General features: G+C 34.1%; 10 protein-coding genes. 4 read left to right on the top strand and 6 right to left on the bottom strand.

Annotated elements, in window-relative coordinates; genetic code table 11:
• Window positions 1-208 precede the first annotated feature (208 nt).
• The 5 genes from HNP99_RS12850 to HNP99_RS12830 all read right to left on the bottom strand — a co-directional run bounded on the left by HNP99_RS12850 (window position 209) and on the right by HNP99_RS12830 (window position 7184).
• A complete protein-coding gene (locus HNP99_RS12850) occupies window positions 209-3382 on the bottom strand; it encodes an efflux RND transporter permease subunit (protein ID WP_173853788.1) in 3174 nt (1057 codons plus the stop codon).
• Between the two features lie 64 nt (window positions 3383-3446).
• Window positions 3447-4511, bottom strand: coding sequence for an efflux RND transporter periplasmic adaptor subunit (locus HNP99_RS12845; protein ID WP_173853787.1), 1065 nt, complete (start codon window positions 4509-4511; stop codon window positions 3447-3449).
• A 1-nt stretch (window position 4512) separates the two neighbouring features.
• Window positions 4513-5853 (bottom strand): TolC family protein, encoded by a 1341-nt coding sequence (locus tag HNP99_RS12840; protein WP_173853786.1) that lies wholly within the window; start codon window positions 5851-5853, stop codon window positions 4513-4515.
• Entirely contained in the window at window positions 5853-6452 is a 600-nt protein-coding gene (locus tag HNP99_RS12835) for a TetR/AcrR family transcriptional regulator (RefSeq protein WP_173853785.1), read from the bottom strand. Before HNP99_RS12835 ends, HNP99_RS12840 begins: the two co-directional genes overlap by 1 nt.
• A gap of 189 nt (window positions 6453-6641) precedes the next feature.
• Window positions 6642-7184, bottom strand: a complete 543-nt coding sequence (locus HNP99_RS12830) for a YceI family protein (RefSeq protein ID WP_173853784.1) — start codon at window positions 7182-7184, stop codon at window positions 6642-6644.
• Window positions 7185-7344: 160 nt separating this feature from the next.
• Here HNP99_RS12830 and HNP99_RS12825 point away from each other — a divergent pair, with 160 nt between their 5' ends.
• Both HNP99_RS12825 and HNP99_RS12820 read left to right on the top strand, forming a co-directional pair.
• Complete coding sequence (locus tag HNP99_RS12825; protein ID WP_173853783.1) at window positions 7345-8319, top strand: polyprenyl synthetase family protein; 975 nt, start codon at window positions 7345-7347, stop codon at window positions 8317-8319.
• 79 nt (window positions 8320-8398) lie between these two features.
• On the top strand, window positions 8399-8752 hold the full coding sequence (locus HNP99_RS12820) for a hypothetical protein (RefSeq protein WP_173853782.1): 354 nt from the start codon (window positions 8399-8401) through the stop codon (window positions 8750-8752).
• A 76-nt stretch (window positions 8753-8828) separates the two neighbouring features.
• Here HNP99_RS12820 and HNP99_RS12815 read toward each other — a convergent pair whose 3' ends face one another.
• Complete coding sequence (locus tag HNP99_RS12815) at window positions 8829-9374, bottom strand: hypothetical protein (RefSeq protein ID WP_173853781.1); 546 nt, start codon at window positions 9372-9374, stop codon at window positions 8829-8831.
• Between the two features lie 117 nt (window positions 9375-9491).
• On the opposite strand from HNP99_RS12815, the gene HNP99_RS12810 reads away from it, so the two are divergent.
• Window positions 9492-12269 carry a 2-oxoglutarate dehydrogenase E1 component gene (locus HNP99_RS12810; protein ID WP_173853780.1) on the top strand — a complete coding sequence of 926 codons (2778 nt, stop codon included), beginning with the start codon at window positions 9492-9494 and terminating at the stop codon, window positions 12267-12269.
• A 107-nt stretch (window positions 12270-12376) separates the two neighbouring features.
• Window positions 12377-13594 (top strand): 2-oxoglutarate dehydrogenase complex dihydrolipoyllysine-residue succinyltransferase, encoded by a 1218-nt coding sequence (gene odhB / locus HNP99_RS12805; RefSeq protein ID WP_173853779.1) that lies wholly within the window; start codon window positions 12377-12379, stop codon window positions 13592-13594.
• Window positions 13595-13676 lie beyond the last annotated feature (82 nt).

The raw sequence follows: 13676 nt of genomic DNA, 5'->3' as shown, positions 1-13676 counted from the left end.
TAGTGGTTCTCGACTTATTTGGAACTTACAATTAGACTGTTTTGTAAATCAGAGTACTATTGATTTTAATAAAAAGAACATAATTGTCATTAAATAAATAGTAATTTTAATGTGGTTTATTGTTGGAATAATAGTTTAGCACATAAGAAAGCCTGTCTAAATCAATAGACAGGCTTTACTTTATAAATAATTTATGTAAAATTGAATATTAAACGTGGTTAGGATTAACCCCGTCTTCACTCAATTCTTTATGTACATAATCAGCAACCATTTCTGCGTCATAATCTAATTTTTCTCCTTTAGAGAACTTCTTGATTATTTTCTCCATGATTTCATAGATTACAGGCACAATGATTAAGGTTAAGAATAACGAACTTATTAATCCACCAATAATTACCCATGCCAATCCATTTTTCCATTCTGCTCCAGCACCAGAGGCTAATGCAATAGGAAACATACCAAAAACCATTGCAATTGTAGTCATCAAAATAGGGCGTAAACGAGCGTGATTTGCTTGAATCAATGCGGTTCTGATACTTTCACCTGCTGCTCTACGTTGATTGGTATAATCAACAAGCATGATGGCGTTTTTACACACCAGACCAATTAACATAATGATCCCTAATATGGTAAATATATTTAAAGTGTTGTTAGTCAACGCTAACGCTAATAATGCTCCAATAAACGAAAGCGGAATGGAGAACAATACCACAAACGGGTGAACAAAACTATCATAAAGACCTACCATTACTAGGTATACTAAAACAATTGCAGCCAATAAAGCAATACCAAGTGTACCAAAACCTTCACTTTGATTTTCTTGATCTCCACCCCAAATGTAATTTACACCAGTTGGTTTTTCTAATTTATCCAATTTTTCTTGCCATTGTGTTACAATCGTTCCAGAGGCAACCCCAACATTTTGACCTTGTACCGTTACCGATGCTGTTTTGTCTCTTCGTTCTAATTGACTAGGTCCTGATCCTTCAGTAATTGCAGCAAATTGAGATAACTTAATTTGTTGTCCTAGATTATTAATGAAAATTAAGTTGCTTACATCGTTAATGCTTTTTCTATCAAATGCATTGTATTTAATGTTGATGTCATACTCATATTCCCCAGCTCTAAATTTTCCATCTGTGTTCCCACTATAAGCAGTTTGCATTGTCATACCTACAGTTTGAAGCGTCAAACCTAAGGCTGCCATTTTATCACGATCTACTTGAACATTGATTTCTGGATTTCCGTCTTCAACAGTTAATTTAATCTCAGTTGTTCCTGGGATAGTTCTTAATTCGGCTTCAGCCAATTTAGCAAATTTCATTGCGCTTTCTACTGAAGGTCCTGTTACGATTAATCCTAAAGTCGCATTTTCTGCAGTTCCTAAAATACCTACGGGAACAGTTTTTACTTTAGCACCTACTAAAACTTTTTCTAGCTTGCGTTTAATTTTTGCTGCATAAACCGATGCTGCATCGCTACGTTCGCTTTGTTCAATCATTTTCACATCAATTTCTGCTTTGTAAGCCGTTGCTTGAGAAGCTCCAAAACCTTCAGATGTTTGTCCAACTGTTGTAATTTGACTGTGAACATATGCCTCTTTTTTCAAGAAGGCTTCTGCTTTTTGTGTCATGAAGTTCGTTTGTTCTATCGAAGCGTCTTTCGGCATTTCGATTTGAACTAAAAATTCCCCACTATCAGAAGCAGCAAAGAACTCTCCTCCAATGAAACCACCACCTAATAATCCTATTGTAGATCCAAAAAACAAAACTAATACAACAGCAATTGTCTTGAAATAATGGTCTAAACACCAGTTTAATAATCCTGAAATCCAGTTTGTGAAACGTGTTAAGTAGCTTTCGAAACCTAAAATAACTCTTCCAAAAAGGTTTTTACCTTCAATATGTTCTAGTTTTCCAAAACGTGAAGACAACCACGGAATAATGGTAAACGAAGCTAGAAGTGAGAATAATGTCGAGATAATTACTGTTACACAAAATTGTGTAATAATATTAGATACTAATCCTGAACTCATTGCTATAGGTAAAAATACCACCACAATTACTAAGGTAATCGATGTTACTGTTCCACCAATTTCGGCAGTACCTTCATAAGCTGCACGTACACGGTTTTTACCCATTTCCATATGCCTGTAGATATTTTCTAATACTACAATGGCATCATCGACCAAAATTCCTACTACGAGAGATAGTCCTAGCAAACTCATTAAGTTAAGGGTATATCCTAAAAGATAAATACCGATAAAAGTAGCAATTAATGATGCTGGAATCGAAACCATTACGATTAATGAGTTACGAATACTGTGTAAGAAAAACAACATTACAAGTGCAACTAATACAACAGCAATCAATAAATCGTGTAATACAGAGTCCGCTGCTTCAAGTGTATATACTGTACTGTCTTTTGCAATTTCTAATTTTAATGCGTTTGTTTTGTAATCAGCTTCAAGTTCTTTAATGCTTTTAACTAACTCCTCACTTACGGCAACAGCATTTGCATCAGACTGTTTTATGATCTGTAAAATGATCGCGCTTTTTTGATCTACACGAGAAATTTTCTCAGCTATTTTTTGATCATCTTGAACGTCAGCAATATCTTTTAAGCGGATTTCGATTCCATCTTTAGAAGAAATAACTAAATTCCTTAATTCATCAACACTTTTATATTTACCCGCTAAACGAATCAATATTTTTTGATCACGAGTTTGTATGTTTCCAGTAGGGAAATCTAGATTTGAAGTTAAAATAACTTGTTGAACTGCAGGAATAGAAAGGTTGTACCCTTGCATTTTATTCGCGTCTAAGTTTACCTGAATTTCACGTTCTTGACCACCAATGATGTTTACTTGTGCAACACCTTCAACACGAGATAGTACAGGTGTTATTTTCTTGTCAATTAAGTCATAAAAAGCGGCTTCATCCATCTTTCCGTTTGCACCAATAGTCATAATTGGCAAATCGCTTAATGAGAATTTAGTTAATGAAGGCGTTTCGGCGTCATCAGGTAAATCACTAATTAATTGATTGATCTTTCGTTGTGCGTCATTCATAGATACATCAATTTTAGCATTTGATGTTAAGGTAATGGACACAATAGACAAACTTTCGTAAGACTTAGAGTCAATTTTCTTGATGTTTTCAAGAGAGGCAATTCCGTCTTCGATCTTCTTTGTAACTGTATTTTCTATTTCACTAGGAGAAGCTCCTGGGTAAATAGTCGAGATTGTAATTACATTCTGCTCGAATTTAGGGATCAATTCATAGCCTAGCTGGCTATAACTGAATAGTCCACCAAGTATTAGAATTGTAAACAATACAATCACTAACGACGGACGTTTTATGGATATTTCTGCTAATTTCATATATTTTTATTTAGTTTAACCCTTGGGGTTAGGAACAATTAGGATTAGTTTCTTTATCAAAAAATTATTTGATAATTTCTACTGAGCTACCATCTTGTAAGTTGATTTGTCCTGTAGTAATCACCGCTTCTCCGTCAGCTAATCCATCAACTATTTCTACTTGTTCTCCTAAAATTCTTCCCGCAACTACTTTTTTCAATTTTGCTTTTCTGTTTTCAACAACAAAAACTTGGTTGCTGCTTACGCTTCCTACAAATGCATTTCTTGGAACTACTTTTAATTCTTGTTTTTGTTTAGAAGCAAAGTTAGCGGTACCGTACATTCCCGCTTTTAGGTTGTTATCACTGCTATTAGCAATTTCGATTTCAACAGCAAAGTTCAAACTCTCATCAGCTTTTGCAGCAATAAAAGTGATTTTACCAGTAAATGTTTTATCAGGAAAAACACTTGCAGTAACATTAACAGGGTTTCCTATTTTTAGGCTAGCAACTTGGCTTTCGTTAGCAGTAACTTTTAATTTAAGTTTAGAAACATTTACAATGTCAAACATTGGGCTTGCTGGCATTCCAGTCAATATAGAACCTGGTTCAATATATTTTTTATTGATGAACCCTTTTATAGGTGCTTTAACTCTAGTGTCTCCTACATTAATATTTGCTTGAGTCAAGTTAGATCCTGCATTAGTTAAGGCTAATTTAGCTTGGTCTAATTGTTGTTTTGTAACTCCACCAGTTTTAAAAGCATTTTCATATCTAGCATAATCTGCTTTTGCATTGTCATAAGATGCTTTAGCTGTTTGTGCATTTACATTTACAACATCGCTTCTTACGATTACTAAAGTTTGACCTACGTTTACATAGTCTCCTTCTTTTACTAAAACACTAATTACTTTTCCAGATTTCTCTGCAGAAAAAGTCAATTCTTGTATTGGTTCAAAGTTTCCATTAGCTAAAAAGTCTAAAGAAACAGCTTCTGTTTTTACCTGTGTTGTTTTAACGGATACAGCAGCATTTTTTGTTGCAACGATATCTGTTTTAGCTTTGTTCTCTTCTTTGTTTTTTGTTAAAACATACCCTATCACTGCTAAGACAGCAACTATTACCAGTACTATTGTAAAATTCTTTTTCATATTAGTTATTTATAAGTGTTTTAAGTTCTCCTTTTGATTTGATTAATTGAATTTCGGCTAATTTATAGTCTAATACTGCTGCCGTATAGTTGTTTTGTGCTTCAGTAAATGCATTTTCAGCATCTAGCAAGTCGGTTAATGAGGTTAATCCTTGTATGTAATTATTTTTAGTATTGTCTAATACTTCTTGAGCTAACTGTGCGTTACTTTTTTGATTTTTGATCGTAACAAGACTATTGTCGATTTGAGTTTTAGCATTGGCGAAAGCCAAATCAAGTGATAACTTAGTATCAATCAAATCCTCTTTAATAGAACGCAAGTCAACATCAGCTTGTCTAATTTTTGAACGCGTAGCAAATCCTGAGAAGATAGGTACTCTTAAATTTAAACCTATAGCAGAATAATCAGACCAGTAAACGCCATCAACTGGTTTTGCTCCCCAAGGCATATTTGGGCCTTGTCCTATATAGTTGTAGCCTGCAGTTAATGATAACGTAGGGTAGTAAGCTGCTGTTACGGCTTTCTTTTGAAATTCTAATAACTGTTCTTGTTTTCTTACTAGTAAATACTCGGTTCTCGTTTCAGTATTTGGCTCTTCGGCAAATGCTTGAGGAGTTACTTCAAACTCAGTTTGCGGAATTTCAATAATAGTTGCAATAGGCATTCCCATGTAAAATTTTAAAGCATTCTCTTGCAATTGAACCGCATTTAAAACTTGTTGACGTTGGGTGTCGATGTTTGAGATTTTTACTAAAATTCGGTCTAAGTCAATTTTTTTAGCTAATCCATTATCATATTGTCCTTTGATGATGTTTTTAACCTTAGTGGTATTTTTATAAGTACTATCTAAAACAGTTAAATTTTGTCTTTGTACATATACTGCGTAGTAGTTATTTGCGACTCTTTCTATAACTTGCTCTTCAGTAAGTATTTCATTAATTTGATAAAACTCTCTTGTAGTTTTTGCTGCTTTCAAACCTGTGAAAACTGACTGGTCAAACAAATTTTGTGTTAGTGATAATCCTGCTGTAGAAGACCATTTTTGTCCAAAAGTAGCTTGAATACTAGTTCCCGGTTGCCCAAACGAGCTTCCATCAATGACACTTGTTTGTAAAATAGGATTGTAATTCAAACTCCCATTTGCAGCAATTTGTGGTAGAGCTCTAGAGCGCACTTCTTGAATTTGGTATTCACTATTTTCTACTTTTAGTTTTGCTTTTTTGGCATCGGCTTTGTTTTCTAGCGCGTAGTTAATCGCATCTTTGAGCGTTAACCTCTTTATTTCTTGTGATTGGGCTGTAAGTGCCAATGTTAAGAATGTTAGTACTAATAGTTTTTTCATTAGATGTCTGGGTTTAGTAAGTTTTTTTCTAGTTCTATAATTCCTTTAGGCGTTGCCATTGCTCTTATATGGTATTCTAATGCTTCGAGTTCAAGTAATCGCGCTTCTTTTTCTGATTTTGTGTTGCCATTAATGTTGAATATGAGTATGTAATAAAAATTAACATAATTAGTAATATTTAGGTTGGTTCTATAAAAACCGCTTTCAATTCCTTTTTGAATATTATGTCTAAACCACATTGAACATTCGTCAATTTCTTTAAGCATTACCTTTTCGTAAATTTCAGGATAGTGCTTTTTTAATTGAAAAACAGGAGAGGTATCTGCCGTTGATTGGAACATTTCCCCAAACATTTCCCGAATTTTAAAATTCTCTTTAATTGCATTATAATTCAACTTAATGATTGAGTCAATGGTTTCGTGTATCTCCTTGTGTAGTAGCGCGGTGCTTTCTTCAACTAAGATTTCTTTATTGCAAAAGTATTTGTAAATTGTTTTTTTAGAAATACACATCTCGCCTGCAATGTCGTCCATGGTAATGCTTTTAAAGCCTAGCTTAATAAACATCTCGCTTGCTTTAGCTATAATTTTTTCTTTCATCTTTTCTCTTTCGCAAAGAAACACTTAAATTAAGGATTTCTTTGTTAGTTTAGTTGTCAATAGTTATAAAATTTTAAGGTATGTAACTTGTTAATAGGGTTTTATGGCAAATGTATTACAGGGTATTTAAACATATTGTTAGTTCTAATAGTAAAAGTGTATTTAATGATTTCTTATAATTCAAATTGTTTAGATAACAAATTCTAAATTGGCTATTAACTTAATATCTGGACCTAAAGCAATTCCGCCAGCCTCTGTGTAAGAGTTTGCTGCTAGTAGAAAATCCTTGCTTTTTATTTGACCGGTAACTTCAAAAATCGCCTTTTTGATTCCGTTTTGGGTATCGATATTCACTAATTCGGCATCAAGCTCTACTACTTTCGTAATATCCTTAACAGTAAGGTATCCTTTTAAAAAGTTAATATTGTGATTAATCTTTTGAAAGGAAATCGATTTAAAGCTTATATATGGAAACTCGTTATTATCAATATAGTCACTTATTATTACAGGACTGTCTATTTTTTCAAGATCATATTGGGTGTTTTTAAGGTCTAAAACAAATTCTATCGAAGCGTCTTCTACTTCATTATCTTGGATGTCAATCGATCCTTTGAATTTGTTTGATGATCCCGCTATATAAGCAATTATAGAGTGTCTTGCTTTTATTAAAACATCTGACTGACTAGAGTCAATTGTCCATTTTGTGGTATTTATGGGTAAAGTTGTTGTCATTAGGATACATTTCTAAATGTTAAATTCTGCTGCAAATGTAATACGGAAACTTTGAACACCAAAATAGTTTCCGTTGTTTTTCCTTTTTTTTAACATTTACTTAAGGTTACAAGTTTGTAATCAGGTGTGAATGCTGTAAATTAGCCGAAAAATAATTTTTATGCATGCCATTAATCAATACCAAGAATTCTTTGTTACTTACCTAAATACACAATCTATAGCGCGTGAGCCTCGAAATTTATATAATCCTATAACCTATATTTTGGGCTTAGGAGGTAAAAGAATGCGTCCCGTATTAACCTTGATGGCTGTAGAGGTTTTTGATGTTGATTATAATAAAGCACTTCCGGCGGCTATGGCTGTGGAGGTTTTTCATAATTTCTCTTTAGTTCATGATGATATTATGGACGAAGCTCCTTTACGAAGAGGTCAAGTAACGGTTCATGAAAAGTGGGATCTTAATACAGGAATTTTATCTGGAGACGCAATGTTGATATTGGCCTACCAGTATTTTGAACAATACGAGCCAGCTGTTTTCATGCAATTAGCTAAATTGTTTAGTAAAACAGCACTTGAAGTTTGTGAAGGGCAACAATGGGATGTAGATTTTGAAACTCGCAATGATGTTACGATCGAGGAGTACCTTAAAATGATCGAATATAAAACAGCTGTTCTTGTTGCTGCCGCCATGAAAATGGGAGCAATAGTTGCAGGTACATCTGAGGAAAATGCGAATTTTATTTACGAATTTGGTTTGAATCTCGGAATAGCTTTTCAATTGCAAGATGATTATTTAGATGCTTTTGGTAATCCGGAAACCTTTGGTAAACAAGTAGGAGGTGATATTATCGAAAATAAAAAAACCTATTTGTATTTAAAAGCAATGGAGTTTTCTTCAAATGAAGTACAAACGGAGTTGCAGGATTTATTTGCTTCTAATCCAGAAGATAACACAGATAAAATTGAAGCTGTAAAGGCATTATTTAATTCTTCGGGAGCCTCAAAAATTACTCAAGATGCCATGCAAGAATATACTTTTAAAGCTTTTGATACTTTAGATAAAATGAATATTAGTAAAGATAAGAAAGAAATATTAAGAGCATTTGGTGAAAACCTAATGGGAAGAAAAGTATAGTTTTAGAATAATATAACAATAGCGAAATTTAATTTCGATTATTGAATACCACTGGTTTTAGAATCGAAATTAAAATTATATGTTTATAGCGCCATTAAATACCGACTTGTTACTGCTTGAAGCAGAAGGGGAGTCTTTGTATTTGAAATTAATCGAACAAATCAATAAAGATTTCAATTTAGCTAACGAAGGGATTGATTTTCCAATGAGTATAACTGCAAAAGAACTTAAAATTCAGTTGCACGAAAAAGTCTATCGCATGATTCAGTATAAATTTGCTGAATATTTAAACCTACTTTATATTATTGATGTTGCTGAGGAAGAAGTTAAAAAACTTGATGGCTCAGATTTAGTTATTCTGTCAGAACAAGTTGCCTTCCTAATTCTAAAAAGAGAATGGCAAAAAGTGTGGTTTAAAAATAAATACCGCTAAAAAAGATTCTATTGTCTAATGTGATTTATTTAAATAAGTATAGCATTTTACCATTGGTACATAAAACTCTTAATAATTAAAAGTATACTCGTACAAAAGGCATGAATGCATCATTGTAAACACGATTATTGTCGTCATGTAATACATTATAGCGTGCGCCAATAGTTACATTGTTAGTGCGGTATCCTGCTCCTAGAAATAAACCAGTATTCCAGAAATCATCTGTTCGACCATCAATTCCGTCGTATGTTGTGTTTACTCTAAGTTCCTCTAATTCTGCTGAAAGTTGGATTTCTCTGATTGGGTTAAATAGCGCAATGATGCTACCGCCGTATAAATTAGAGCTGTAGTTGTTTTTTAGACTCACATAACTATATTGTACACCGGCTCCAAGAGCAACATAATCATTGAAATTATAGATTGCGCTAGGGGAAATGGAAATATCAGTGTATCCAGATCCAAATCCTAGACCTAAACCACCTCCAATTTGGACTTTATCCCAAAAATCACTTCCGTATTTTGAGCTATTAGGCTGTTGTTGAGCTATTGAATTGTTAGAAATGACTAGAATTAGAACAAGTAAAACGTGTTTTAAAAGGCTGTTAATGGGCTTTTTTCTCATAAGTACTTAATTTTTTAACATTTTAACATATAAATGTAACTTTATATAAATGTAAATTTAGTGGATTATTGTACTTTTGTCAAACTATTTTAACAAAAAGTATATTCACTAAATATTATGGATAGGTTTTCATTTTTAAACGCAGCACATACAGAATTTTTCGCACAATTATACGACCAGTACTTAGAGAACCCAGATAGCGTTGAGCCAAGCTGGAGAAGTTTTTTTCAAGGTTTCGACTTTGGAATGGAGACTTATAATGGTGAAAATCCTGTACAGCATATAGTCAATGAGACTTCAGGTTCTATTGACTACTCTCAAATTTCAGAAAAACTTCAAAAGGAGTTCAATGTTTTAAAACTAGTAGAAGGATACCGTTCTCGCGGGCATTTATTTACTAAAACAAACCCAGTAAGAGACAGAAGGACTTTTGAGCCCAATCTTGATATTACAAATTTTGGACTTACATCAGCAGATTTAAACACTGTTTTTGATGCAGCCAAAATTATTGGGATTGCACCATGTACGCTAACAGATATTATCAAACACCTAGATACAATTTACTGCCAGCACATAGGGGTGGAGTACATGTATATCAGAAAGCCAGAAATTGTAAAATGGATTCAAGATAAAATAGGGGTTAATGATAACCAACCTAACTTTTCGGCAGATGAAAAGAAAGGAATCTTGAATAAACTGAATCAAGCAGTTTCATTTGAAAATTTCTTGCATACTAAATATGTAGGTCAAAAACGTTTTTCATTAGAAGGAGGAGAATCAATCATTCCTGCTCTTGATACTTTAATCGAAAGAGCTGCAGAAAAAGGAGTTGAGCAATTTGTAATGGGAATGGCACACCGTGGTCGTTTGAATATTCTTGCTAACATCTTTGGTAAATCGACTCAAGATATTTTTGGCGAGTTTGATGGTAAAGATTACGATAAAGAATATTTTGACGGAGATGTAAAGTACCACTTGGGTCTTACAGCTGACAAAATTACAAGTACAGGTAAAAAAATCAATATCAATCTTGCTCCTAATCCTTCTCACCTTGAAACAGTAGGTGCGGTTATTGAAGGAATTACAAGAGCGAAACAAGATAAATATTTTCCTAATGATTTTTCTAAAGTTTTACCTATCGCTGTTCACGGTGATGCCGCAATTGCAGGACAAGGAATTCTTTATGAAATTATCCAAATGGCTCAACTTGATGGATATAAAACGGGAGGAACAATCCATATTGTAATTAACAATCAAGTTGGTTTTACTACAAATTATTTAGATGCTCGTTCTTCTACCTATTGTACAGATGTGGCTAAGGTTACTTTGTCTCCAGTATTACATGTTAATGCAGATGATGCTGAAGCAGTAGTTCACGCAATGAACTTTGCATTGGATTTCAGAATGCAGTTTGGTCGTGATGTATTCATTGACTTATTAGGATATAGAAAATACGGTCATAATGAAGGTGATGAACCTCGTTTTACACAGCCGGTATTGTATAAAATCATTGCAAAACATAAGAATCCAAGAGATCTTTATGCTGAAAAATTACTTTCAGATGGAGTAATCGATGCAACTTATGTAAATGCACTTGAGAAAGAATACAAATCTAACATGGAAGCTAATTTAGAAGCTTCACGTAAAAAAGATTTGACCATTATTACCCCATTTATGAAAAATGAATGGTTGGGATTTGAACAAGTTACTGATAAACAAATGTTACTAAAAGTAGATACTTCTTTCTCAAGAGAGGGATTAACTCAAGTAGCTAACGCAGTAAGTAACTTGCCATCAGACAAGAAGTTCATGAACAAAATCCAAAAACTAGTTAACGACCGAAAAACAATGTTTTTTGAGACTAACAAGTTAGATTGGGGAATGGCTGAACACTTAGCTTATGGTTCATTATTGCAGGAAGGGTACGATGTTCGTATTTCTGGACAAGATGTTGAGCGTGGTACGTTCTCTCACCGTCACGCAGTAATTAAAGTAGAAGATTCAGAAGAAGAAGTTGTTTTAATTAACAACCTTGAAGGTAAAAAAGGGAACTTTAATATTTTTAATTCCTTCTTGTCTGAATATGGTGTTCTAGGATTTGATTATGGTTATGCTTTGGCAAACCCAAACACATTGACAATTTGGGAAGCACAATTTGGAGATTTCTCTAATGGTGCTCAAATTATGATTGACCAGTACATCTCTTGTGGAGAAGACAAATGGAACAATCAAAACGGAATTGTATTGTTATTGCCTCATGGATACGAAGGTCAAGGTGCTGAGCACTCTTCGGCTAGAATGGAGCGTTACTTGCAATTGTGTGCAAGACAAAATATGTTTGTGGCAGATTGTACAACACCAGCCAATTTCTTTCACTTGTTGAGAAGACAAATGAAAACAAAATTCCGTAAACCATTAATTGTGTTTACACCAAAGAGTTTGTTGCGTGACCCTAGATGTGTTTCTACAATTGAAGAATTAGAAAACGGAAGTTTTCAAGAAACAATTGATGACTCAACAGTAAATAAAGCTGATGTGAAATCATTAGTTTTCTGTACAGGAAAATTCTATTACGACATCACTGCAGAGAGAGAAAAAAACGGTCGCAACGATGTGGCTGTAGTAAGAATCGAACAATTGTTTCCATTACCAGTGGAGCAATTAAAAGCGATTATTGCACAATATCCTAATGCTGATGACTATGTTTGGGCACAAGAAGAGCCTAAAAACATGGGGGCTTACAGTTTTATGTTAATGAATTTCAACTTGGTAAAATGGAGATTAGCGTCGTTAAAAGCGTATTCTGCATCAGCGTCAGGAAGTTCAACAAGAGCAAAACGCCGTCATGCTGACGCAATCAGAATGGTTTTTGATAAAGATTTATTTAATTCTTAGAAACTATTTCCTGTTTCATCAGGGCAAAATAATAAAACACAAAATAAACAGTAGTTGTTTAAAAAATAACTCTACTAATAAAATTCATAATTTAAAAAATTATAAAGATGATTTTAGAAATGAAAGTCCCATCACCAGGGGAATCTATCAAAGAAGTTGAAATAGCAACTTGGTTAGTACAAGATGGAGATTATGTAGAAAAAGACCAAGCTATTGCTGAGGTTGATTCTGACAAAGCAACCCTTGAATTACCAGCTGAAGCAAGCGGAATAATTACATTAAAAGCCGAAGAAGGTGATGCAGTAGCGGTAGGTGCAGTTGTTTGTCTTATTGATACAGCAGCAGCTAAGCCAGAAGGTGCAGCTCCTGTAGCGGCAGCAACTCCAGCAGCTGAAGCGCCAAAAGCAGCTCCGGCTCCAGTAGCAGCAGTTCCAGCAGCAACCTATGCTTCAGGAACTCCGTCACCAGCAGCAAGAAAAATATTAGACGAAAAAAATATCGCTCCAGCAGCTGTAACAGGAACTGGTAAAGACGGTAGAATTACTAAAGATGATGCTGTAAATGCAGTACCATCAATGGGAACTCCTACAGGTGGAAGCCGTGGTCAAGAGCGTACAAAACTATCAATGTTGCGTCGTAAGGTAGCTGAACGTCTAGTTGCTGCGAAAAACGAAACGGCAATGTTAACTACGTTCAACGAAGTAAATATGACGCCTATCAACACGATCCGTAATCAATATAAAGATGAGTTCAAAGCAAAACACGGTGGTGTAGGTCTTGGATACATGTCTTTCTTTACAAAAGCGGTAACAAGAGCGTTAAAAATGTATCCAGATGTTAACTCGATGATGGATGGTGATTATAAGATTGCTTACGATTTCTGTGATATTTCAATCGCAGTGTCTGGACCAAAAGGATTAATGGTTCCTGTTGTTCGTAACGCAGAGAATTTAACTTTCCGTGGTGTAGAAGCAGATATCAAAAGATTAGCGATTAGAGCACGTGATGGTCAAATTACAGTTGATGATATGACTGGTGGAACTTTTACAATCACTAACGGTGGTGTGTTTGGTTCTATGTTATCAACTCCTATTATCAACCCTCCACAATCAGGAATCTTAGGTATGCATAATATTATTGAGCGTCCAATTGCCGTAAACGGTAAAGTGGAAATTCACCCAATGATGTATGTAGCTTTATCTTATGATCACAGAATTATTGATGGTAAAGAATCTGTTGGTTTCTTAGTAGCAATTAAAGAAGCTTTAGAAAACCCAATGGAATTACTATTGGATAACAATCCTAAAAGAGCATTTGAATTGTAATATTTGAATCTATTATAAAAAAGAAAACCTCAAACATGAATTTGTTTGAGGTTTTCTTTTTTACAAATATGCAGTTGGTAAT

The sequence above is a fragment of the Flavobacterium gelidicaeli genome (assembly GCF_013294005.1).
Taxonomy (GTDB): Bacteria; Bacteroidota; Bacteroidia; order Flavobacteriales; family Flavobacteriaceae; genus Flavobacterium.
The sequence above is the reverse complement of the archived record's forward strand: the minus strand, read 5'-3'. Positions and strand labels throughout refer to the sequence as shown.

Bases quoted from the DNA above. Each gene is read 5' to 3' on its own strand.
- HNP99_RS12850 (WP_173853788.1), bottom strand. From the start codon at position 3,382: ATGAAATTAGCAGAAATATCCATAAAACGTCCGTCGTTAGTGATTGTA.
- HNP99_RS12845 (WP_173853787.1), bottom strand. From the start codon at position 4,511: ATGAAAAAGAATTTTACAATAGTACTGGTAATAGTTGCTGTCTTAGCA.
- HNP99_RS12840 (WP_173853786.1), bottom strand. From the start codon at position 5,853: ATGAAAAAACTATTAGTACTAACATTCTTAACATTGGCACTTACAGCC.
- HNP99_RS12835 (WP_173853785.1), bottom strand. From the start codon at position 6,452: ATGAAAGAAAAAATTATAGCTAAAGCAAGCGAGATGTTTATTAAGCTA.
- HNP99_RS12830 (WP_173853784.1), bottom strand. From the start codon at position 7,184: ATGACAACAACTTTACCCATAAATACCACAAAATGGACAATTGACTCT.
- HNP99_RS12825 (WP_173853783.1), top strand. From the start codon at position 7,345: ATGCATGCCATTAATCAATACCAAGAATTCTTTGTTACTTACCTAAAT.
- HNP99_RS12820 (WP_173853782.1), top strand. From the start codon at position 8,399: ATGTTTATAGCGCCATTAAATACCGACTTGTTACTGCTTGAAGCAGAA.
- HNP99_RS12815 (WP_173853781.1), bottom strand. From the start codon at position 9,374: ATGAGAAAAAAGCCCATTAACAGCCTTTTAAAACACGTTTTACTTGTT.
- HNP99_RS12810 (WP_173853780.1), top strand. From the start codon at position 9,492: ATGGATAGGTTTTCATTTTTAAACGCAGCACATACAGAATTTTTCGCA.
- odhB (WP_173853779.1), top strand. From the start codon at position 12,377: ATGATTTTAGAAATGAAAGTCCCATCACCAGGGGAATCTATCAAAGAA.